At 73.5% G+C, this 22,710-nt stretch carries 18 protein-coding genes; 7 read left to right on the top strand and 11 right to left on the bottom strand.

The genetic code is table 11. The annotated features are described in order from the left end of the window. Positions 1–132: 132 nt before the first annotated feature. Positions 133–837: a hypothetical protein gene (locus HD595_RS30895; protein WP_253775129.1), complete on the bottom strand. Its 705-nt coding sequence runs from the start codon at positions 835–837 to the stop codon at positions 133–135. Between the two features lie 220 nt (positions 838–1,057). Here HD595_RS30895 and HD595_RS30890 point away from each other — a divergent pair, with 220 nt between their 5' ends. The 5 genes from HD595_RS30890 (at position 1,058) to HD595_RS30865 (ending at position 11,032) form a co-directional block, all read left to right on the top strand. Continuing rightward, positions 1,058–2,311, top strand: coding sequence for a PP2C family protein-serine/threonine phosphatase (locus HD595_RS30890; protein WP_253775127.1), 1,254 nt, complete (start codon positions 1,058–1,060; stop codon positions 2,309–2,311). A gap of 79 nt (positions 2,312–2,390) precedes the next feature. Continuing rightward, entirely contained in the window at positions 2,391–6,101 is a 3,711-nt protein-coding gene (locus HD595_RS46205; RefSeq protein ID WP_301309648.1) for a helix-turn-helix transcriptional regulator, read from the top strand. Positions 6,102–6,203: 102 nt separating this feature from the next. Further along, positions 6,204–7,145 carry an esterase/lipase family protein gene (locus HD595_RS30875; RefSeq protein WP_253775123.1) on the top strand — a complete coding sequence of 314 codons (942 nt, stop codon included), beginning with the start codon at positions 6,204–6,206 and terminating at the stop codon, positions 7,143–7,145. A gap of 264 nt (positions 7,146–7,409) precedes the next feature. Further along, complete coding sequence (locus HD595_RS30870; RefSeq protein ID WP_253775121.1) at positions 7,410–9,131, top strand: ABC transporter ATP-binding protein; 1,722 nt, start codon at positions 7,410–7,412, stop codon at positions 9,129–9,131. Further along, positions 9,128–11,032 (top strand): ABC transporter ATP-binding protein, encoded by a 1,905-nt coding sequence (locus HD595_RS30865; RefSeq protein ID WP_253775120.1) that lies wholly within the window; start codon positions 9,128–9,130, stop codon positions 11,030–11,032. The genes HD595_RS30870 and HD595_RS30865 overlap by 4 nt, the downstream gene beginning before the upstream one ends. Before the next feature lie 288 nt (positions 11,033–11,320). Here the strand turns inward: HD595_RS30865 and HD595_RS30860 are convergent, their stop codons facing one another. The 4 genes from HD595_RS30860 to HD595_RS30845 form a co-directional block, all read right to left on the bottom strand. Beyond that, positions 11,321–11,629, bottom strand: a complete 309-nt coding sequence (locus tag HD595_RS30860; RefSeq protein ID WP_253775118.1) for a hypothetical protein — start codon at positions 11,627–11,629, stop codon at positions 11,321–11,323. A gap of 78 nt (positions 11,630–11,707) precedes the next feature. Further along, the gene (locus HD595_RS30855; RefSeq protein WP_253775116.1) at positions 11,708–12,046 is read right to left on the bottom strand and encodes a DUF202 domain-containing protein; all 339 of its coding nucleotides are present in this window, start codon (positions 12,044–12,046) and stop codon (positions 11,708–11,710) included. A 1-nt stretch (position 12,047) separates the two neighbouring features. Next, the gene (locus HD595_RS30850) at positions 12,048–12,374 is read right to left on the bottom strand and encodes a YidH family protein (protein WP_175588498.1); all 327 of its coding nucleotides are present in this window, start codon (positions 12,372–12,374) and stop codon (positions 12,048–12,050) included. Between the two features lie 90 nt (positions 12,375–12,464). Next, positions 12,465–12,854 (bottom strand): hypothetical protein, encoded by a 390-nt coding sequence (locus HD595_RS30845; protein WP_253775114.1) that lies wholly within the window; start codon positions 12,852–12,854, stop codon positions 12,465–12,467. Positions 12,855–13,016: 162 nt separating this feature from the next. Between HD595_RS30845 and HD595_RS30840 the strand changes: the two genes are divergently transcribed. Then, the gene (locus tag HD595_RS30840) at positions 13,017–13,274 is read left to right on the top strand and encodes a ubiquitin carboxyl-terminal hydrolase 14 (protein WP_253775112.1); all 258 of its coding nucleotides are present in this window, start codon (positions 13,017–13,019) and stop codon (positions 13,272–13,274) included. Between the two features lie 25 nt (positions 13,275–13,299). On the opposite strand, the gene HD595_RS30835 is transcribed toward HD595_RS30840, so the two are convergent. Next, positions 13,300–14,874 carry a Na+/H+ antiporter gene (locus HD595_RS30835; RefSeq protein WP_253775110.1) on the bottom strand — a complete coding sequence of 525 codons (1,575 nt, stop codon included), beginning with the start codon at positions 14,872–14,874 and terminating at the stop codon, positions 13,300–13,302. Positions 14,875–15,074: 200 nt separating this feature from the next. After that, positions 15,075–16,523 carry a chromosomal replication initiator protein DnaA gene (locus HD595_RS30830; protein ID WP_253775108.1) on the bottom strand — a complete coding sequence of 483 codons (1,449 nt, stop codon included), beginning with the start codon at positions 16,521–16,523 and terminating at the stop codon, positions 15,075–15,077. A 229-nt stretch (positions 16,524–16,752) separates the two neighbouring features. On the opposite strand from HD595_RS30830, the gene HD595_RS30825 reads away from it, so the two are divergent. Further along, positions 16,753–18,837: an ATP-dependent DNA helicase gene (locus HD595_RS30825; RefSeq protein WP_253775106.1), complete on the top strand. Its 2,085-nt coding sequence runs from the start codon at positions 16,753–16,755 to the stop codon at positions 18,835–18,837. 317 nt (positions 18,838–19,154) lie between these two features. Here the strand turns inward: HD595_RS30825 and HD595_RS30820 are convergent, their stop codons facing one another. From HD595_RS30820 to aroC, 4 genes are read right to left on the bottom strand one after another with little or no spacing between them, the layout of a single operon-like run. Continuing rightward, positions 19,155–19,925 (bottom strand): SGNH/GDSL hydrolase family protein, encoded by a 771-nt coding sequence (locus HD595_RS30820; protein WP_253775104.1) that lies wholly within the window; start codon positions 19,923–19,925, stop codon positions 19,155–19,157. A gap of 7 nt (positions 19,926–19,932) precedes the next feature. After that, a complete protein-coding gene (gene aroB / locus HD595_RS30815; RefSeq protein ID WP_253775103.1) occupies positions 19,933–21,009 on the bottom strand; it encodes a 3-dehydroquinate synthase in 1,077 nt (358 codons plus the stop codon). Beyond that, positions 21,006–21,506 (bottom strand): shikimate kinase, encoded by a 501-nt coding sequence (locus HD595_RS30810; protein WP_253775101.1) that lies wholly within the window; start codon positions 21,504–21,506, stop codon positions 21,006–21,008. Before HD595_RS30810 ends, aroB begins: the two co-directional genes overlap by 4 nt. Beyond that, positions 21,503–22,684 (bottom strand): chorismate synthase, encoded by a 1,182-nt coding sequence (aroC, locus tag HD595_RS30805; RefSeq protein WP_253775099.1) that lies wholly within the window; start codon positions 22,682–22,684, stop codon positions 21,503–21,505. The genes HD595_RS30810 and aroC overlap by 4 nt, the downstream gene beginning before the upstream one ends. Positions 22,685–22,710 lie beyond the last annotated feature (26 nt).

Genomic DNA, 22,710 nt, shown 5'->3' with positions numbered 1-22,710 from the left:
GGCCGCCCGGGGTCCGGCCGGTGCGGGGCCGGGCGCGGCGCCGGCGCGAGGCCGGGCCGGGCGGCGGCGCGAGGCCGGGCCGGGCGGCGGCGCGAAATCGACCTAGGCCGCGCCCGGTGCCGCGCGTCCCGTCTAGTGCCCCATGACGGGCCGCGTGCCCGCGGCGGGCATGGGCAGGTGCTCCCGGATCAGCATGTAGCTGGCCACCAGCACCCACACCCCCATGAACACGGCCGGCACCACCACCATCAGCGGCGCGTCCGGCGCGAGCGCCCGCGCCGTGCTGCCCGTGCCCAGCGCCGTCAGCAGCTTGAGCGCCGCGACGACGATCGCGAACCAGGCCATCCACATGGGCAGGACCCGCGTGTGCATGATCGCGGCGGCCGTCACGGCGAACGTCGCCGCCACCGCGATGCCGCTGATCATGTTCATCACGGTCAGCGCGGTGTACGGGCCGGCGGCCAGGGCCATCAGGGCGCCGCGGTGCGTGGTGATGGCGTACGTCAGCCCGGCGAAGATCGCCACGCCGATGAACATGACCGTGGAGACGAGCACGTAACCCGCCAGCACCAGCGTGGGCGTGTCACTCGCGTCGTCCGCGCGCCGGAACGCCGTGGCCAGCGCCACGCCGAACCACAGGAACAGCATCGTGGCTATCGCGTACAGCACCGACGCCGCCATGACCTGGGTTCGATACTCGATCAGGAACCCCGCGATGCTCGACGCCGACTCGGCGACATTCGGGGCGCTCCCCATGACGAGCCTGGCGATGAGCGCCACCACGACGGCCGCGATGCCCGCGATGCCGCCCCAGCGAAGTTCGTGACTCTCCTTCATCGTTCTCATCCGAATTCACCCCCGGATTCCATCATCCGGCGGCACACATGGGGCGCCAGAGCGGGCCGGTCAACCTTTGCCGTTTCTTTGGCGCCCCCACCGGCGTGTCTCCGCACCGGCCCCGCCGCCCGGGGACACCGCCCGGGACCGGCCCGTACATCAGTGCCAAACCCGCAGGACCCAGGTAGAAAGGACTTCGAAGACTACGAGGAGTGAGCGCGTGCGGGACAACGGTGAGCGCATGCTGGGCGGCCTGGTCGCCGCCCATCACCTCGCCACGCTCGAAGAGCTGCCCTGGCTGGTCAGCCGGCACGCCGAGCACGTGGGCTTCTCCGACGTGCTGCTCTATGTGGCCGACCTGCAGCAGCAGTACCTCGTGCCGCTGCCCGGCCAGCGGCACGAGGACGGCACGCCGTTCGAGCGGATCCGCGTCGACTCCACCGTGGCCGGACGCGCGTTCCGCATGCTGGACATCGTCCAGACCAGGCCCACCAGCGGCCCCGCCACCGACGAGCCCGAGGCGGGGCAGCCGCCCTCCGCCCAGGAGCCGCGCCGGATGTACCTGCCGCTCCTGGACGGCACCGAACGGCTCGGCGTGCTCGCCGTCACCGTGCCCCGCGACGACGAGCGCGTGCGGTGGCGGGCCTCGCAGCTCGCCGCGCTGACCGCGCTCATCCTGGCCAACAAGCGCAGCACCAGCGACACGTACGCCCGGCTCGTGCGCGCCCAGCCCATGCAGCTGTCGGCGGAGATGCTGTGGAGGCTGCTGCCGGTGCGGACGTTCGCGACCGGGCGGGTCGTGGTCACCGCCGCCCTGGAGCCCGCCTACCTGGCCGGCGGCGACGCCTTCGACTACGCGGTGGGCGGCGACCTGCTGCACCTGGCGGTGTTCGACGCCATGGGACACGACACGGCCGCGGGACTCACCGCCACGATCGCGGTGGGCGCCTGCCGCAACACCCGCCGCGAGGACGTGGATCTGCCCGGCATCGGCGAGGCCGTGGACGCGGCCGTCTTCGAGCAGTTCGGCGGCACCCAGTTCGCCACCGGGGTGCTGGCCGCTCTCGACCTGCGCACCGGCGTCCTGCGGTGGGTCAACCGCGGCCACCACCCGCCGCTGGTGCTGCGCCACGGCCGCCTGGTGGCGACGCTCAGAACCGAGCCGGACCCGCCCATGGGCTTCAAGCTGGGCGCCGTCCGCCCGCCGGCCCGCTACCAGCTCGAACCCGGCGATCGGCTGCTCTTCTACACCGACGGGGTGATCGAGGCGCGCAGCCCGGACGGTGAGGTGTTCGGCCTGGAGCGGTTCGTGGACTTCGTCATCCGCCGCGAGGCCGACGGGGTGCCGCCGCCCGAGACGCTGCGCCGGCTCATCCAGACGCTTCTCGAACACCAGCAGGACCGCCTGCAGGACGACGCCACGGTAATGCTCGTCGAATGGCGCACCCAGAGCGAGCAGCGGCTCGTCCTCTGACAGCGCACCGCGAAAGGCCCCTTACCCGGGGGTGGACAAGGTCCCATACTGACTCCTGACTTGATCGTCAGGAGGGTGGATGCTGTACGGACGCGCCGGCGAGCAGGCCCGGATCGACGCGCTGCTGGCCTCCGCCCGGGCGGGGCGCGGTGGAGCCGTCGTGGTCACGGGCGAGCCCGGTATCGGGAAGACCGCTCTCCTGGACCACGTCGCGCCTCCGGAGCGCGCCGGGTTCCTGGTCCTGCGCGCGCTCGGCATCGAGGCGGAGAGCGAGCTGCCGTTCGCGGCGCTGTACCCGTTGCTCCGCCCGTTCCTGGACCGCGCCGGCCGGCTGCCCGCCGCCCAGGCGGAGGCGTTGCGCGAGGCGGTGGAGCGGGCGCCCGACCGGTCGCGGGCCCGGCTCGCGGGGCCGGCCGTGCTGGGCCTGCTGGCCGACCTGGCGGCCGAGCGGCCGGTGGTGTGCGTGGTGGACGACGCGCACCGCCTGGACGCGGCGTCGGCGGACGCGCTGCTGTTCGCGGCCAGAAGGCTCGGCGGTGAGCCGGTCGCCATGATCTTCGCCGCGGGTGACGGCGTACCGGGTGGCGCCGGGCCGCGCGGGACCGGGTTCGGCGAGGCGGCCGGAGTCCCCCGGATGCCGCTGGCCGGGCTGGACGAGGCGGCCGCCCGCGAGCTCCTCACCGCCCGCGCGCCCGGCCTCGCGCCCCAGGTGCGCCGGAGGGTCGCCGAGGAGGCCGCGGGCAATCCGCTGGCGCTGGTCGAGCTGGTGGCCGCCCTGACTCCCGAGCAGCGGGCGGGCCGGCTCGGGCCGCTGCCGCTGGCCTGCTCGTGCGGCCCCCTGTCGGGCCGGGCGCGGAGCGCGTTCGAGACTCCCCTGCACCGCCTCCCCGAGGCAACTCGGACCGCCCTGCTGGTGGCGGCGGCCGACGACAGGGGCGACCTCGACCTGGTGCTGCGCGCCGCCGGGCGGCTCGGCGTCACGGCTGCCGACCTCGCGCCGGCCGAACGCGAGGAGCTGGTCCACCTCTCGCCCACCGGGCTGACCTTCCGGCATCCGCTGTTCCGGGCCGCGGTCTACCGGTCGGCGCCGTACTTCCGGCGGGTGGCGGCGCACCGGGCGCTGGCCGAGGCGCTGTCACCGTCACCGGAGGACGGGGTGAAGCGCTCGGGGGGCGGCGCATGGCATCTCGCCGCCGTCGCCACCTCCCCCGACGAGTCCCTGGCCGCCGCCCTCCACCGAGCCGCCGCCCACGCCTTTCCGCCCGTACGGGGTGAGGGGGCGGGGCTACCGGGCGGGGTCATGGCGACGCCGCCCGCCGACGCCTACCAGCAGGTGGTCGTGGGGCCGGGCGCTCATGAGGGTGAGGTGGTGGGGATGCCGGGCGCTCAGGAGGGCGGGATGGTCGGGATACCGGCCGCTCACGAGAGCGGGATGGTCGGGATACCGGCCGCTCACGAGAGCGGGATGGTCGGGATACCGGCCGCTCACGAGAGCGGGATGGTCGGGGCGTCCACCGCGTACGAGCGCCGGGTCGTCGAGGCGTCGGTCGCGTACGAGCGGGCGGGCGAGCTGAGCCCGGATCCCCGGCGGGCGGGCGAGAGGCTGGTGGCCGCCGCGGAGCTGGCGCTTCAGGCGGGGCTCACAAGGCGGGCCGCCGGGCTGGCGGACCGCGCCGAGGCGTATCCGTCGTCGCCGATCGTCCGCGCCCGTCTCGCCGCGGTGCGCGCGGGTGTGGAGATCGTCCACGGTTTCCCCGAGAGGGCGGCCCGCCTCCTCCTGGCCGGGGCCGAGCATTCGCGCCACCCGTATGACGGCACGGACGCCGGTCGCGGGGTCCACGTCCTCACCCGCACAGGCGACGCCGCCCTCGGCGCAGGCGGCCTCCCTCGCCTCTCGGACGCGAGCTCCGGGCAGGAGGTGTTCGCCGACGGCAACCGGCTGGCGACGGTGATGACGGCGCGGGCCGTGCGGGCGGCGTCCTCGGCGGGCGATCCCACGTCGGCCGCCACCGCCGCCGCCCTGCTGTCCACGCTCATCCATCCGCATCCCCTCATTAATCCGCCCGCGCTCACTCACCCGCCGTCGCGGAATCATCCGGCGACGCTCCCTGATCCCTCCGCCCTCATTGACTTGTGCGCGCTCACTGATCCCGCTGCGCTCAGGAATCCCGTTGCGCTCGATGATCCCTCCCCGCTCGATGATCCCTCCCCGCTCGATGATCCCTCCCCGCTCGCTGAACCGGCCGTCCTTGGGGATCCGCCCGTCCTTGGTGATCCGTCAGCGCGCGCCGGAGGCCGGGTGGACGATGCTCCCCGCTCCCCTCAGTGCGGCGGCGGCGCGGGAAACGCGGGAACTCCGCGGGCGGGGACTGTGGCGCTGGAGGCGTTCGCGCGAGGCGCGGCGGTGGCGGGGCGGATGGCGGCGGGGCAGGACGTCACGGACCTTTCCCCGGTGCGGGACGCCGTCCAGACGGTACGGGTCTCCGGCACGGAACACCCGGACGTGCTCGCCACCGCCGCGTGGATGGGGCTCGCCGCCGGGGACGAGGCCGCCGGGTGGGAGCTGTCCGCCCTGCTGGCCGAGCGGTGCCGCGGTCTCGGGCTGCTCGGCATGCTCCCGGACGCCCTGACGCTCCTCGCGGAGGCCGAGCTGCTGCGCGGGCGTCACGCGGAGGCGGAGGCGGCGGCCACGGCGGGACTGCGCGCCGCCTCCGCGATCGGCCACGCGGACGCGACCGGGCACCGGCACGGGGCCGCGCACCTTCGCGCCCTCCTCGCCTGGCTGGCCGCCGTGAGCGGTGACGAGGAGCGCTGCCACCACCTGGCCGCGACCGGCGGCGGCGTCGGCCCTCTCGTGACCGCGACGGGCGGCGGCGTCAGCCCCCTCCTGGCCGCCCCGTCCACCGACCTGACCGGCGGCGTCGCGCGGGCCGTCGCCGCGTGGGCCCTGGGGCTGTGCGAGCTGGGGCTGGGGCGCCCGCTCCTCGCGGTCGAACGGCTCGCCGCCGTCTGGTCCGGCGCCGGCCATCACCCCCTCGTCGCCCCGCACGCCGCCCCCGACCTCGTGGAGGCCGCCGTACGGGCCGGCCTGCGCGAGCTGGCCGTGGAGCCGGCCGCGAGGTACGCGCGCTGGGCCGCGGCCTCCGGGCGTCCCTGGGCCCACGCGGTCGCCGCGCGGCTGGAGGGGCTGCTGGCTCAGGGCGACGAGGCGGGCCGGCACTACGCCAGGGCCGTCGCCGTCCCGGCCGGGCAGCCGTACCAGGAGGCTCGTACGGCGCTGCTGTACGGGGAGTGGCTGCGGCGCGCGCACCGCAGGACGGAGGCGCGGCGGCACCTGCGCGCGGCCTTCGCGACGTTCGAGGCGCTGGGCGCGGCCCCGTGGGCGCGCCGCGCGCACGGCGAGCTCCAGGCCGCGGGCGAGACCGCCACCCCGCGCGAGCACCCCGGGCCGCCGCAGAACGCGAAGCCGAAGCCGGAGAGAACCACCAAGCCGGAGAACCCCAGGAAGCCGGACAGCGCGCAGCCGGGCGGCACCCGAGCGGCGGGGGCGAGAGCGAGGACGGCGGCGTTCGGGCGGCTGACCCCTCAGGAGCGGCAGGTGGTCCTCCTGGCCGCCGCCGGCCTGTCGAACCGGCAGATCGGCGTCCGCCTCCTCCTCAGCCCCCGCACCGTCGGACACCACCTCTACAAGGCGTTCCCCAAGCTCGGCGTCTCCTCCCGCGGCCAGCTCGCCGGGCTGGACCTGCTCGCCGAGCCCGATCGACCTACTCGCGGGCTCCCGCCGACTTAGTCGCGGCGCCGGACCGTCCGCTACTAGCGGGTACGACGGCCGATTCGCGCATGATCGTCCGCGCTCTACCGTGCTTGCGATCCCATGGAACGGAGTGCGCGGATGCACAGACTCCTCAGGCGCGGCCTGGCCGCGGTCATGTCCTCGGCCGTCGCCGCGGCGGTGCTGGCCGGCGGCGCGACGCCCGCCTCGGCGGAGCCCTCGCGCGGCGACGGGCACCGCGTGACGCTGCTGGTGCACGGCTTCGACCGCGAGGCCGACACCAACTGCGCGAGCTCCTGGCAGAACGCCAGGGACCTGCTCCTCGCCAACGGGTGGACCGACGTCTACACGTTCGGCTACTACAACAAGAGCACGAACTGCGACATCAAGTTCAACGGCACGACCGACACCCGCATCCAGGAGGTCGGCCGCCAGCTCGCGTGGACCGTCTACTCCTCCTACTCCAGCCAGGGCGTCCCGGTGGACATCATGGCGCACTCCATGGGCGGCCTCATCGCCAAGGCCGCCATCGAGGGGGTCAACCGGTACGGCGCGGCCACCGAGGCGCCCGACCTGACCGCCGTGTCGATGGAGACGCAGGACGTCGGCGCGACGGCCTGGCCGAGCGGCTGGCCCCCGTACCTGTACATCGAGGACGTCGTCACCCTCGCCACCCCGCACAAGGGCATCAACACGGCCGTGGTGGACGTGTGCGCCATCACCCACGAGCAGTGCAGCGACATGCGCGACGGCAGCGGCTTCCTGAAGTGGCTGGGCGCCCAGCCGCCGTCGCAGATGGGGACGGACTACACCTTCCTCGCCTCCTCGTACGACGACACGGTGTCGAGGTCGTCGGCCACGAACGCCTACACCGCGCACCACTGGACGATCTACAACAAGAGCAGCACCGGCGGGACGCTGAACCACACGACGATGCGCACGACCGCGACCGGGCAGTGGCAGGCGCAGTGGGGCGGGTCGAAGACCCCGGGAGGTTCGGGCACGTACGTCGCGCCGCTGGTGCAGGCCATGAACGCGCTCTACAGCCACGACGCTTCCTGACCGGGGAGAACGGCCACTTCATCCCCTATCAACTGCTCGAAAAAGCTAACCCGGGCGATATATCGGGGCCGATTCGGCCGGGCGGAGAAGGGCGGGAAACGCCGAGCACGACGGCCATGACGGCGCGGCTGACCGTCAGCGTGGCGGACCGAAAATGGGTTGATCCCACGTATTAGCCTGGTGGGGATGCCTCCCGATACACGTTCACCTCGCCGTCCCCTGCCCTTCTCACTCCCCGCGCTCTCGTCCCACGCCCTGTGGCGGATGAAGTCCTACCTCCGCCCGTACGTGGGCAAGCTGGTGCTCATCTGGCTCGTCGCGGTCCTGTCCATCGCCGCCAGCATCGTGATGCCGCTCATCGGCAAGGACGTCGTCGACGGCCCCGTGCGCAGCGGCGACTCCGGCGCCCTGCTGCCGCTCGGCCTGCTGGCGCTCGGCGTCGGGACCGCCGAGGCGGTGCTGATCTTCCTGCGCCGCTGGACCCAGGTCGGTCCCGTGCTCGGCCTGGAGACCCGCATCCGCGACGACCTGTACGCGCACCTGCAGCGCCTGCCGATGGCCTTCCACGGCGAATGGCAGTCGGGGCAGCTCCTGTCCCGCGCGACCACCGACCTGTCGACCATCCGCCGCTTCCTCGGCTTCGGCATGCTCTTCCTGGTCATGAACGTCCTTCAGCTCACCACCGTCACGGTGCTGCTGCTGAACATGTACTGGCCGCTGGGGCTCCTCGTGGCCGCCTCCGCCGTTCCGATCGTGCTGGTGTCGATGCGCTTCGAGAAGCGCTACATCAAGATCTCCCGGCAGGTGCAGGACGAGCAGGGCGACCTCGCCACGCTCGTCGAGGAGTCGGCCATCGGCATCCGCACCATCAAGGCGTTCGGCCGCCGCCACCACGTCTACGACCGCTACGACGACGCCGCGCTCAAGGTGTACCGCACGTCGATGGACAAGGTGCGGCTGTCGGCCCGGTTCTTCACCTTCCTGGAGGTGATCCCGAACTTCACGCTGGCGCTGGTGCTGCTGCTGGGGGCGCTGGCCGTGGGCTCGGGCGCGCTGACGCTGGGCACGCTGGTCGCCTTCACCACGATGATGCTCCAGCTCGTGTGGCCCATCGCCAGCCTCGGCTACATCCTGGCGATGGCGCAGGAGTCGATGACCTCCGCCGACCGGGTCATGGAGGTCATGGACACGGTCCCGGCCATCCAGGGCGGCACCGCGGTGATCGAGAACCCGCGCGGCCACCTGCGCTTCGAGGGCGTCGAGTTCCGCTTCCCGGGCGCCGAGCAGCCGGTGCTGCGCGACGTCTGGCTGGACGTGCGGCCCGGCGAGACCATCGCGATCGTCGGCGCCACCGGCTCCGGCAAGACGACGCTGACCGCGATGGTGCCCCGGCTCGTGGACCCGACCGCGGGGCGCGTGACCATCGACGGCCACGACGTGCGCGACCTGACGCTGCCCGCGCTGCGCCAGGTGGTGGCCACGGCCTTCGAGGAGCCGACGCTGTTCTCGATGAGCGTGCGCGAGAACCTCACGCTCGGCCGCCACGACGCCACCGAGGAGGAGCTGGAGGACGCCATCCGCACCGCGCAGGCGATGTTCGTCCACGACCTGCCGTGGGGCCTCGACACCCGGATCGGCGAGCAGGGCATGTCGCTGTCCGGCGGGCAGCGGCAGCGCCTCGCGCTGGCCCGGGCGGTGCTGAACCGGCCGCGGATCCTCGTGCTCGACGACACGCTCTCGGCGCTGGACGTCGAGACGGAGGCGCTGGTCGAGCAGGCGCTGCGCCACGTGCTGCGCGACGCCACCGGCATCGTGGTCGCGCACCGCGCCTCGACGGTGCTGCTCGCCGACAAGGTCGCGCTGCTGTCGGGCGGCACGATCACCCACGTCGGACGCCACCACGAGCTGCTGGCCGAGGTGCCCGCCTACCGCGAGCTGCTCGCCCAGGACGCCGACCTCGACCCCTCGGAAGGAGCCCTGCGTTGAGCGCCGACGCCACCACGTCCACCGGAACGGCCGACGACACGGCGGCCTCTGAGACCACGGGGACCACAGAAGGGACCACGGGGACCGCCGTCGCCGACTGGCGCGGGGTCGCCTCCGAGGAGCAGGACGAGCTGTCGGAGAAGGTGTCGGTGCTGCTGCGGGCCCGCTCGCGGCGGCTGCTGGGCGACCTGCTCTCGCCCCACCGCAGGGCGATCGCGCTGCTCACCGGCATCATCGTCGTCTCCAACGCGGCCGGCCTGGCCATCCCGTACCTGGTGAAGGTCGGCATCGACGCCGGCATCCCGCCGATGCTCAAGGGCAGCGGGCCGGCCACGCTGCTCACCGTCATCGGCGTGATCCTGGCCGCGGCGGTCACGCAGGCGCTCACCCGGCAGGCGTTCCTGCAGCTCTCGGGAAAGATCGGGCAGGGCATCCTGCTGGAGCTGCGCCGGCGGGTGTTCGACCACTTCCAGCGGCTGTCGCTGAGCTTCCACGAGAAGTACACCTCCGGCCGTGTGATCTCCCGGCTGACCTCCGACATCGAGGCCATCGCCGAGCTGCTGCAGTCGGGCTTCGACAGCCTGGTCACCGCGGTCCTCACGCTGTTCGGCACGGCGGTGCTGCTGCTGGTGCTGGACGTGCACCTCGGCCTGGTGGCGCTGCTGCCGCTGCCCGTTCTGCTGCTGGTCACCCGCTGGTTCCGCCGCCAGTCGGCGATCGTGTACCGGCGCACGCGCGAGACCGTCGCGCTGGTGATCGTCCACTTCGTGGAGTCGATGACCGGCATCCGGGCGGTGCAGGCCTTCCGCCGCGAGCCGCGCAACCAGGAGATCTTCACCCGGCTCAACGACGACTACCGCGGCGCGAACGCCCGCAGCATGCAGCTCGTCGCGCTGTTCACGCCGGGCATCAAGCTGATCGGCAACCTCACCGTGGGCGGCGTGCTGCTCTACGGCGGGTGGCTGGCGCTGCACGGCGAGGTCACGGTCGGCGTGCTGGCGGCGTTCCTGCTGTACCTGCGGCAGTTCTACGAGCCGATGCAGGAGATCAGCCAGTTCTACAACACGCTCCAGTCGGCGGGCGCGGCGCTGGAGAAGCTGTCGGGCGTGCTGGAGGAGGAGCCGTCGGTCCCGGAGCCGCGCGAGCCCGAGCCGCTGGCCGAGCCGCGCGGCGAGGTGCGCTTCGAGCGGGTCAGGTTCGCCTACGTCGAGGAGATGCCGATCCTGCCGGGGCTCGACCTGACCATCCCGGCGGGCCAGAGTGTGGCGCTGGTCGGCGCGACCGGCGCGGGCAAGACGACGCTGGCCAAGCTGATCTCGCGCTTCTACGACCCGACGGGCGGGCGGGTGCTGCTCGACGGCGTGGACCTGCGCCGGCTGGACGAGGCCACGCTGCGCTCGGCCGTCGTCATGGTGACGCAGGAGAACTTCCTGTTCAGCGGCACGGTCGCCGACAACATCAGGTTCGGCCGGCCGGAGGCCACCGACCGGCAGGTACGCGAGGCGGCGCGGGCCATCGGCGCCCACGACTTCATCGCGGCGCTGCCCGACGGCTACGACACCGAGGTGGGCAAGCGGGGCGGCCGGATGTCGGCGGGCCAGCGGCAGCTCGTCGCCTTCGCCCGGGCCTTCCTCGCCGACCCGGCGGTGCTGATCCTGGACGAGGCGACCTCCAGCCTGGACGTGCCGAGCGAGCGGCTGGTGCAGCGGGCGCTGCGGACCATCCTGGCCGACCGGACGGCGCTGATCATCGCGCACCGGCTCTCGACGGTCGAGATCGCCGACCGGGTGCTGGTGATGGACCGGGGCGAGATCGTCGAGGACGGCGCGCCGGACCGGCTCATCGCCGCCTCCGGCCGCTTCGCCGGGCTCCACCGGGCCTGGCTGGAGAGCCTGAGCTGAGCCGAACCTGGGCTGGGCTGGAGAGCCTGAGCTGAGCCGGACCCCCACCTCCAGGTGAGAGGGCGCCCGCGCGCCGCGGTGCCGCCCTCGCCTGGCGGCGGGCGCGCCGCCGCCACGGGTTCCGTCAGGAGCGCGGGCGCCGCTTCGAGTCTCCGGCACGCCCGCCGAACGCCGCAAGAAGGGGTTTGTGACACCTGAGGCTAGAGAACGCTCACCGGATGTCACGTTACATGAGCCGGAGTCATGTGCTCGGAGGTCCCGGAGGCGGCGCCCCCGGGACCTGGTGGGTCAGAGGAACCGAAGCCGTTTGGGGACGGGGCTGAGCAGCGGCTTGTCGTCCGGCTTGGCGGGCTCCTGAGACGGGATCAGCTCCGGATGGCGCCTCAGGTAGCCGTCGGGGAACGTGGTGGCCTGCTGGCAGTGGCAGCGGGGGCAGATCATGCCCTCGGTGGGCGGCGGGACGGCCACCCCGTCCTGGAGCCAGACGATCCTGTCGTTGCCGTGACGGTCCTCGCCGTACCTGACGAGGTACTCCTCTTCCCACACGTGCCAGCAGCGGCGGCACTCGAACGGTACTACTCTGCGTACCTCTTCCATGGGTTCACCCCCTAGACCGAGTGTCATCCCGGCGGGGCGTTTCCGGCAAGCCACCATCAATGCCCTCACCAGGCATGATCACGCGGTGAGCACGAACGCGAACGCGCCGGCCACGGCGCACAGCGTGCCGATCCAGGCCAGCAGGGCGTCCACCCGGTTGTCGGTGGGCCGGCCGCCGTGCAGCGCCTCCTGCACCCGCCGGAAGCGTAGGCCGGTGCGCAGCAGCAGCACGCCCCCGCACAGCGCGGCCAGCGCGAACCCGGCCGCGGTCGCCGCCGGCAGGCCATGGCGCAGCGTCAGCCCGGCGGCGGCGATCCCGCCCGTGGACAGCACCACGGCCGTGCGCACCCAGGCCAGCCGGGTGCGCTCGCTCTGCAGCCCGGGGTCCCAGATGTCGTCGTGCGCCGGCCCGGACATGTCAGGCCGCGACCACGATGCAGATCAGCGCGATCACCGCGACCGCGGTCACCCCGACCCCGAACACGACAGCGAGGGCGGGCGGCGGGAGCGGCTCCTGCCGGCGCAGCGCGCGCTGGATGTTGCGCCAGCGCGGGTAGGCCATGCCGGCGGCCAGCGCTGACAGCGTGACCAGGACGACGGCGAGCAGGGTGCGCGCCCACGGCGCGAAGACGCCCTCCGGCACCGCGGCCATGGCCACCCCGCCCGCGCTGAGGGCCAGGGCGGTGCTGAGCCACGTCAGGAACGTGCGCTCGTTGGCGAGCGTGAAACGGGGATCCGGCTCCATACCTGTGAAGCTAGTTCGTCCCTATTTCCCCTAGAGAAGCCGGGGTTGGCGCGGCTCAGCTACAGCCCCGACTCGATCGCGGGCTCCGGGTCAGCCGCAGGCTTCCGCGACCTTCTTCAGGTAGGCGGCCGTGTCGGTGCCGACCTTCTGGACCGCGTCCACCGCGTCGTTGACGTCCTTGACGTCGATGCCCCGCAGCGTGCTCGCGAGGTCGTCGGTGGCCTCCTTGAGCGTGGTGTTGGCGGCCTTGTCGGCCACCTCGTTCAGCTTCTTGCCGGCGTCGTCGAGTGCCTTGTCCATCGCCTGGGGGTCGTCCTTGAGCCTGGCGATCTCACTGCCCAGGTCGGCGACGATCTTGGGCGCCTCCAGACATGCCTGGGTCTTGTCGATGGTGTTGTTGACCTCGGCGCAGCCCGCGGCGGTGACGGCGAGGGCGGCGACGGCGGCGAGCGCGGAGATCCGGGTCGTGAAGGGGCGCATATCGGTGACCCTACCCAACGCTCCGCCGCCACGGCTTCCGCGCGGGCGCCGGGGTTCGGAACTCGGCGACCTCCAGGTCGCGCACCTCCAGCCACGGAGGCCCCGCCGCCAGCGAGGGGTGCGGAGGCACCGATATGCGGGTGAAGTTCTAGGATTTCGCCTATGGCAATGTGTGAACATCTTTCGCAGGCGGCGGACCCCGCGCCCCGTACCCCGGAGGGGTGCGAGGAGTGCCTGGCGGCGGGCGGCCGGTGGGTGCACCTGCGCCGCTGCCTCGAGTGCGGGCACATCGGCTGCTGCGACTCCTCGCCGGGCAAGCACGCGACCAAGCACTTCCACCAGGTCGCCCACCCCGTCGTCCAGTCGTACGAGCCGGGCGAGCAGTGGAAGTGGTGCTACGTCGACAACGCCATGGGGTAGCCGCGCCGCCCACGGGCGGCGGCCCCTAGCGGTCCAGGATGGCCTCCTCGAAGTCGAGCTGGGCCATCACCTCGCGCATCACCTCGTCGTCGAGGCTGCGCTCGTCGCGCAGCCGGACGAACACCTCGCGCTCGGCGCGCAGCATGTCGCGGCGCAGGCGGCGGTAGAGCGAGCTCGGCGTCTCCGCGCCGCCCTGCGCCGTGCCGCCGCCCAGGCGCTCCCAGGCGGTGAGCGAGCGCCGCCACGACTTCTCCTTGAGCTGGTCGATGACCTGCTTCTGGATCTCGTCCGGCTCGCCGCCCTCGGCCTCCATGGCCCGGTCGAGCGCCTCCAGGCCGGCGGTGAGCGCCGCCTGCTGGGCACTGGCCTCGGCCAGCAGGTCCTGGTAGCGCTCCTCCTCGCTCGACACGCGCAGCCGCCGGATCAGCGCGGGGAACGACAGCCCCTGCACCAGCAGCGTGCCGATCACGGTGGTGAACGTCAGGAACAGCAGCATCGGCCGGCCCGGCACGTCGTCCGGGATGGCGAACGCGGCGGCCAGCGACACCACGCCCCGCATGCCGGCCCAGCTCACGATCACCACCTGCGCGGGCGCGGGTCTGTCGTCGCCGCGCCGCAGCAGCCTCGGCACGTACGCCGCGGGGAACATCCAGGCGAAGCGCACCAGCACCGTCACCAGGAACACCACACCCGCGTACAGCGCCAGCTCCGCCGCGCCGTAACCGCCGACGCCCCGCACGACCGTCACGAGCTGGAGGCCGATCAGCGCGAACACGATCGTCTCCAGGAAGAAGTCGGTCACCTTCCACACCGACGCCGACACCAGCCGCGTGCCGAACCCGCGCAGGTGCATCTGGTTGCCCAGGTAGAGGCCGACGATGACCACGGAGATCACGCCCGAGGCGTGGACCGACTCGGCCGCGAGGTAGGCGGCGAACGGGATGAGCAGCATGAGCGTGTTCTCGACCAGCGAGTCGCGGGTGTGCCGGAACACCCAGGCGAACGCCAGCGCCAGCGCCAGGCCGATGCCCACGCCGGCCGCCGCCGCGTACACGAACTCGCCGGCCGCCATCGCGAGGTCCACCGTGGCGCCCGTGGCCGCCCCGATGGCGACCCGGTAGGCGGTCAGGGCCGTCGCGTCGTTGAACAGGCTCTCGCCGACGAGGATCGTCAGCGTCCGGCGCTGCAGGCCCAGCCGCCGGCCCACGGCGATCGCCGCCACCGCGTCGGGCGGCGCGACGATCGCGCCCAGCGCGAACGCCGCCGCCAGCGGCAGCTCGGGCAGCAGCAGGTGGACGGCCATGCCGACGGCGGCCGTGGTCACCAGCACCAGGCCCACCGACAGCAGCGCCACCGGCCGCCACACGTCGCGCAGCCGCAGGTAGGAGCTGTCGAGCGCGGCCGAGTAGAGCAGCGGCGGCAGGAACACGAACAGCACCAGCTCGGGGTCGAGCGGGATGGCCGGGACCACCGGCGAGACGATCAGCCCGGCCGCCACGAGCAGCAGCGGCGCGGGCCAGCCCCTGCGGCGGGCCACCGCCGCCACGGCCACGGCGCCGCCGGCGACGAGGAGCAGCTGGAGTCCCGTGGTCGCGTTCACCGGGCGCGCCCAGGGGAGGTCACGGGACGATGGGACACTTCGGGCCCTCCTCGGCGACGGGTGGGACGCGGCCCCCGCTCAGTGCGGGGGCATGACCGCCCCCACCGCCGGGACGGCCTCCCCGCCGGGGAACGCGCCGCCTCCATCATGCCGTGCCCGGCCGCGACGGGGTCACGTGCCTCCCGCGCGAGGGCGCCGGGTCACCAGGCGCGGCGGTCGTCCCGGTCGTCGTACTGCTGGTCCGGGCGCAGCCGCTCGCCCGTGGAGAACATGGGGTCACCGACGTACGGGCGCGAGAGCGGGTCGTCGTGCCGGTACGCCTGGCCCGGCTCCGGCGTGCCGAGCGCGAGCAGCGGGTCCACCGGGTTGGCGGGCGGCGGGTAGGCCGGGTAGTCCTGGCCGGAGTAGTCGCGGGCCGGGGAGGGCTGGTCGAAGGAGGCGTGCCCGTCGCGGACCCGGTAGGAGTCGCCGCTCTGGTACGGCTCCTGCTGCGGGTACGGCTCCGGGTCGGAGCGGCGGGCGGCGGCCCGCTGCGGCATGGAGCGGCGGCGCCCGGCGCCGGGGATGCCGTGCATCGGCGTGCCGAGACCGGCGGCCCCGAGGTCGGCCGCGGGCTCGGCGGCGCGCGCCTGCTGCTGGTAGCCGAGGTCGTCGGGGGCGTGGCGGTCCCGGCCGTGCCGGTCCTGCCCCCGCCCGTCCAGTCCCCGCCCGCCGAACGGGTCGGACGCCTGCGAGGGGAAGCCGAGCGGGTCGGTGGAGTGGGGCGGCGCCTGGCGCTCGCGGGGAAGCTGGTAGCGCGGCTCACCGGCGACCGGGTGCGGGCCGGAGAAGGGGTCGGGGTCGAGGGTGTACTGCGGGCCGCTCGGGGTGTCGTCCACGTACTGGGGGCCGGTGAACGGCTCCTGGCGCTGCGGGTCGGCGTACTGCCGGCCGGAGGGGGAGCGGCCGGCCGACGGGTCGGCGTACTGGGGGCCGCTGAAGGGCGGCCGCTCGCCGTACTGGCCGGCGGAGGTGTCGGCGTACGGGTCGGCGTACTGGCCCGCCGGGGAGTCGGCGTACTGACCGGAGTCGGCGTAGTGACCGGCCGAGGAGTCGGCGTAGGCGTCGCGCCGGCCGGCCGAGGTGTCCGCGTAGGGGTCGCCGTACTGGCCCGCCGAGGTGTCGGCGTACGGGGAGGAGTCGCCGTACTGGCCGGCGGAGGAGTCGGCGTAGGGGTCGCGCTGGGCGGGCGGCTCGCTGTAGGAGGCCACCAGCTTGTCCTGGCGCGGCGGGGTGCCGCGCGCGACCAGCACGTCGGTGGGCGACAGGGTGGCCGTGGGGCGTTCCTCGGGCTGCTGCGGGACCGGCGGCGGCGTGAGGTTCTGGGGCCGCTGGTACTGGCCGGTGCCGGGGATCACCTCGGTGCCCGGGTCCTGCTGGGCGGGCGCGGCGGGCTGCTCGCCGGCGGCCTCCGCGAAGCCGTCGTCGAGGGTGTCGAGGAGGCGTCCGACGTCGTCCATCGGCATGCGGAAGCTGGCGGTGCACATCTCTCCCCGCCAGAGGCTGAGAACGAGGGTGCCCTCGTGCCAGGTGACCCGGAGACACCGCTCCTGCCCCCGGGCATCGAAGAACACTTCGCCGAACGACGGCAACGGGACAACTTCCGACATAGGGGACATCCTGCGATAACCAGCCCTTATTCGTCCACTCAACCCCGGATAACTCTACTTAACCGGATTTACCGGATTTACCATCCCCATCCTGGACCCATCTGGTCACACTAGGAAGACCAGTTGGAGTCCCGGTCGTTCAGTGTGCCATGAGGGCCGCCGGGTGTGTCCCGCGAACGCCGGGATGCGCATGGCCGATCACACCGCGTTCGGCGCCGTGGACCCGCGAATGCGGGTAGCGTTTACTGCCGTGCCGGACTCCCATCTCCCTGCAGTGGACGAACTGCTCAGCATCGCGGTCAACGCTCTCGGAGGGAGCGAGCGGCAGGGCCAGATCACCATGGTCAACGCCGTCCAGCGGGCCATCGACCGCAAGGAGCACCTCGCGGTCCAGGCCGGCACGGGCACCGGCAAGTCGCTGGCCTACCTGGTCCCGTCCATCCGGCACGCCATGGACACCGACAAGCCCGTGGTGATCTCCACGGCGACCATCGCGCTCCAGCGCCAGCTCGTCGACCGAGACCTGCCGCGCCTGTCCGAGGCGCTGGCCAAGGAGCTGCCGCACGAGCCGACGTTCGCCATCCTCAAGGGCCGGCGCAACTACCTGTGCCGCTACAAGGCCACCGCCGGCTGGCCCGAGGAGGACGAGCAGGACCAGCTCTTCGACCCCCGCGAGGTCAGCGCCACGGGACGCATGGTCCAGCGCATCCAGGAGTGGGCCGAGGAGACCGAGACCGGCGACCGCGACGAGCTGGTCCCCGGCGTCAGCGAGCAGGCGTGGCGGCAGTTCTCCGTCAGCGCGCAGGAGTGCCTGGGCGCCAGCCGCTGCCCCAGCGGCGCCGAGTGCTTCGCCGAGATGGCCCGCGCCCGCGCCGGCGAGGTGGACGTCGTCGTCACCAACCACGCGCTGCTGGCCATCGACGCCATGGGCGAGCTGCCGGTGCTGCCCGAGCACGACACGGTCGTGGTCGACGAGGCCCACGAGCTGGTCGACCGGGTGACGTCCGTGGTGACCGGGGAGCTGTCGGAGACGTCGGTCATGCTGGCCGTACGACGGGTGGGGCGGCTCATCGAGCAGCCGATCGCCGACCAGCTCATGGAGGCCGGCGAGGACCTCAAGGCGCTGCTGGCCGCCGCGCCGGCGGGCCGCGTCGACGAGCTGCCGCAGGTGCTCGGGATGACGCTGGCGCTGGTGCGCGACGCCGCGGCGCGCTGCGTCACCGCGCTCGGGCCGCGCGGCGCCGACAAGGACGACCCTGACCGCGCCGGTCAGCGCAAGGCCGCCTTCACGGCGCTGGACGAGGTGCACGACACGGCCGTGCGCATGCTGGAGGCCTACGGCCACGCCACGGAGGCCGACCGGGCCGAGGTGGTCTGGCTCGACGCGGGCAGCGACCGGCGCCCGCCCACGCTGCGCGTCGCGCCGCTGGGCGTGGCCGGCATGCTGCGCGAGCGGCTGTTCGGCGACCGTACGGTGGTGCTCACCTCGGCCACGCTCGCCCTGGGCGGCACCTTCGACGGTATGGCCCGCCAGTGGGGCCTGACCGGCCCGAGCGCCACCGGCCCCGGCGTCGTCGGGTCCGGCACCAACGGCTCCGACGGCGACTCCGGCGCCGAGCCCGCCCAGGCCGCCAAGGCCGGCGAGTGGCAGGGCATCGACGTGGGCTCGCCGTTCGACCACCAGCGCGCGGGCATCCTGTACGTCGCCAAGCACCTCCCCCAGCCCGGCCGCGACGGGCTCCCCCAGGCGTACCTCGACGAGATCACCGAGCTGATCGAGGCGGCCGGCGGGCGCGCGCTGGGCCTGTTCTCCTCGATGCGGGCCGCCAAGGCCGCGACCGAGGCGCTGCGCGACCGGCTGGACGTGCCGCTGCTGTGCCAGGGCGACGACTCGACGATGCTGCTGGTCAAGCAGTTCGCCGAGGACGAGCCGACCTGCCTGTTCGGCACGCTGTCGCTGTGGCAGGGCGTGGACGTGCCGGGGCCGTCGCTCCGGCTGGTGATCATCGACCGGGTGCCGTTCCCGCGCCCGGACGACCCGCTGACCTCCGCCCGGCAGCGCCACGTGGCGGCCAAGGGCGGCAACGGGTTCATGTCGGTCGCCGCCACCCACGCCGCGCTCCTGCTCGCCCAGGGCACGGGGCGGCTGCTGCGCTCGCAGCACGACAAGGGCGTCATCGCGGTGCTCGACCCCCGGCTGGCGACGGCCCGCTACAGCGGGTTCCTGCTGGGGTCGCTGCCGCCGTTCTGGCGCACCACCGACCCGGCCGTCCCCCGGGCCGCCCTCAAGCGCCTGGCCACCGAGCCGTCCTGACGACGTCCCTCCCCGCTGTCGCCGGGCACGGAAGATCCTGAGGCGCCTCCGTACGCGCAGGCGTCACCCGCCCGGGCACCGCACTCGCGGGCCTCACCCGCCCGGGCGCCGTACTGGCGAGCCTCACCCGCCCGGGCGGCCGCATTCGCGGGCCAGACCTGCCCGGCGCCGTACTCGCGGCCAGGAAAACCTCGGGCCCGTGCGGCGGCCCGGCTCGGCAGGTCAGGGAAACGCTCAGAAGGACGTCAGGGGACGTCAGAAAACCCTCAGGAGGACGTCGGGGGACGTAGGGGAACGTCCTGGAACCTCGGAAGACGTCAGAGGACGTCGTCAGAGGCCCAAGGAGCGAGCTCGGGGCGCTTGGGGTCGAGGCCGTCGCCCGAGGAGGTGCCGCGCAGGCGGCGCCCCACCCACGGCACCAGGTACTCGCGCACCCACTGCGCGTCCTCGCGCCGCCGCACCCGGGGGTCGGTGGTGCGCTCCGGCCACACCTTGCGCCAGTCGTCGAACGGCACGCCCAGCACGTCCAGCACGCGGGCCGCGACCAGCCGGTGGCCGTCCTCGTTCATGTGCAGCCGGTCCTCGCTCCACGCCCGCCAGTCGCGCAGCCCCTGCATCGACCACTGGTCGACCAGCTTGGCCCCGTACAGGTCGGCGATCGAGCGGATGTGCAGGTAGAAGATCGCGAAGCGGCCGCGCAGGCGCCGCATCAGCGGCGTGTCGCGCGGATCGACGCCCGTGAACAGCAGCACGTCGGCCCCGCACGCCCGCAGGTCGCGCACGGCCCGGGCGAGGGTCTTGGCCATGACGTCGGGGTCGCTGCCCGGCCGCAGCAGGTCGTTGCCCCCGGCGCACAGGCTCACCAGGTCTGGCGCCATCTCGACGGCGAGCGGCACCTGCTCCTCGACGATCTGGTCGAGGAGCTTGCCACGCACCGCGAGGTTGGCGTAGCGGAAGGAGGGGTCGTCCTCGGCCAGGCGCTCGGCGACCCGGTCGGCCCAGCCGCGGAAGCGGCCGCCGGGGCCGGGGTCGTTGAGCCCTTCGGTGAAGCTGTCGCCGAGCGCGACGAAAGAACCGTAATGTCTCATGACGGTGTCAGCGGGAGATCTCCTGGTAGGCGGCTTCGAGCAGTTCCTCCGACGGGTCCTCCAGGCGGCCCGGCCTGGCCAGCCCGTCGAGGACCACGAAGCGCTGCTTGGCGCCGCGGTTCTTCTTGTCCAGCCGCATGTGGTCGCGCAGGCGCGGCCAGGCGTCGGCGCGGTAGCCGGTGGGCAGGCCGACGGCGGTGAGGATGGACCGGGTGCGCTCGACCAGGTCGGCGCCGACGCGGCCGTCGAGGCGGGACAGCTCGGCCGCGTAGACCATGCCGATGGCGACGGCCTCGCCGTGGCGCATCTGGTAGTGCTCGGCGCGTTCGATGGCGTGGCCGAGGGTGTGGCCGTAGTTGAGGATCTCGCGCAGCCCGGCCTCGCGCAGGTCGGCGCCCACGACGTCGGCCTTGACCCGGACCTTGCGTTCGATCAGCTCGCGCGTGTGGCGGCCCTCGGGGCTGGCGGCGCCGGCCGGGTCCTGCTCGACGAGATCGAGGATGACCGGGTCGGCGATGAACCCGCCCTTGATGACCTCCGCCAGGCCCGCGACGTAGTCGGCGCGCGGCATGCTGGCCAGCGTCGTCAGGTCGCACAGCACGCCGGCGGGAGGCAGGAACGTGCCGACGAGGTTCTTGCCCTCGGGCGTGTCGATGCCGTTCTTGCCGCCGACGGCGGCGTCGACCATGGCCAGCAGCGTCGTCGGCACCAGCACCACCTGGACGCCGCGCAGCCACGTGGCCGCCACGAACCCCGCCAGGTCGGTCGTGGCCCCGCCGCCGACGCCCACCACCGCGTCGGAACGGGTCACGCCGTAGCGGCCGAACGCCGACCACAACTGCGCCGCGACCTCGACGGTCTTGGCCTGCTCACCGTCGGGCACGGGCAGCGCGACCACGTCGTACCCGGCGTCGGACAGCGACGCGCACACCGGGCGGGCGATCTCCGGCAGCCCGGCCGGGTGGACCACGGCGACCGTGCGCACCCCCGGCTTGAGCAGCGCCGGCAGCTCGCCCAGCACGCCCGTGCCGACCACCACGTCGTACGGGCTGTCGCCGCGCACGGTGATCCTGGTCGCGGTCATGACGCCAGTCCCTTCACGATCTCGTCGGCCAGCTCCGCGGGAGCGCGCTGGTCGGTGACGACGGTCAGGACGGCGAGCCGCTCGTAGATCGGCCGCCGCTCCTCCATGAGCTTCTTGAGCCGGCTGCGCGGGTTGAGCACGAGCAGCGGCCGGGCCGCGGCGAGACCGACCCGCTGCACCGCGTCGGCCAGCCCCACCTGGAGGTAGACGACGGGCTGACCGGCCAGCAGCGCCTGCGTGCCCTCGTCGAGCACGGCGCCGCCGCCGAGCGACAGCACGCCGTCGTGCTCGGCCAGGGCCCGGCGCACGGCCTCGCGCTCCAGCTCGCGGAAGCGCTCCTCGCCGTCCTCGACGAAGATGTCGGAGACGGGCTTGCCGGCGACGGCCTCCACGTCGGCGTCGGTGTCGCGGAAGGCGACGCCGTACCGCTCGGCGAGCAGCCGGCCGAGGGTGGTCTTGCCGGACCCGGGCGGCCCGATCAGCACGGCTCTGGTCACTTGATCACCATGGAGGAGAGGTAGCCGGACAGGTTGCGGGCGACTTCCTCGACGGAGTCGCCGCCGAACTTCTCGAGCGCGGCGTCGGCCAGCACGAGCGCGACCATCGCCTCGGCCACGATGCCCGCGGCCGGCACGGCGCACACGTCGGAGCGCTCGTGGTGGGCCTTGGCGGCCTCGCCGGTCCTGACGTCGATCGTGGCCAGCGCCCGCGGGACCGTCGAGATGGGCTTCATGGCGGCGCTGACCCGCAGGATCTCGCCGTTGGTCATGCCGCCCTCGATGCCGCCCGCGCGGTTGGTGACGCGCTTGACGCCGTTCTCGGTGGTGTACTCGATCTCGTCGTGGGCGCGGGAGCCGGGCCGGCGGGCGGTCTCGAACCCGTCGCCGACGGCCACGCCCTTGATCGCCTGGATGCCCATGAGCGCCCCGGCCAGCCGGGAGTCGAGGCGGCGGTCCCAGTGGGTGTAGCTGCCGAGGCCCGGCGGCAGGCCGTAGGCGAGCACCTCGACGACGCCGCCGAGCGTGTCGCCGTCCTTGTGCGCCTGGTCGATGACGGTGACCATGGCGGCGCTGCCCTCGGGGTCGGCGCACCTGACCGGGTCGTCGTCGATCCGGGCCAGATCACCCGGGCCGGGCAGGGTCTCGGCCGGTGTCCTGGCGCCGCCGATCTCGGTGACGTGGCTGACGATGTCGACGCCGAGCGCCTGCTTGAGGAAGCGCCGGGCCACCTCGCCGAGCGCCACCCGGGCCGCCGTCTCGCGGGCGCTGGCCCGGTCGAGGACCTGTCGCGCGTCGTCGAACCCGTACTTCTGCATGCCGGCCAGGTCGGCGTGGCCGGGCCGGGGCCGCGAGCGCGGCGCGTTGCGCGCCAGCCCCTCCAGCTCGGCCGGGTCGACCGGGTCGGCGGCCATGACCTTCTCCCACTTGGGCCACTCGGTGTTGCCGACGCGCACGGCGACCGGGCTGCCCATGGTGCGGCCGTGGCGGACGCCGCCGACGATCGTCACCTGGTCCTGCTCGAACTTCATCCGGGCGCCGCGGCCGTAGCCGAGACGGCGGCGGCGCAGCGCCTCGTCGATGGCGGCCGTGGTCACCTCGACCCCGGCCGGCAGGCCCTCCATGATGGCAACGAGCTCCGGCCCGTGGGACTCTCCGGCGGTCAACCAGCGCAACATGCGTACAAGTCTTCCATGTCCCGGCC

The organism is Nonomuraea roseoviolacea subsp. carminata (genome assembly GCF_024172185.1).
GTDB lineage: Bacteria > Actinomycetota > Actinomycetes > Streptosporangiales > Streptosporangiaceae > Nonomuraea > Nonomuraea roseoviolacea.
This window is presented reverse-complemented; position numbering and strand designations above follow the sequence as displayed.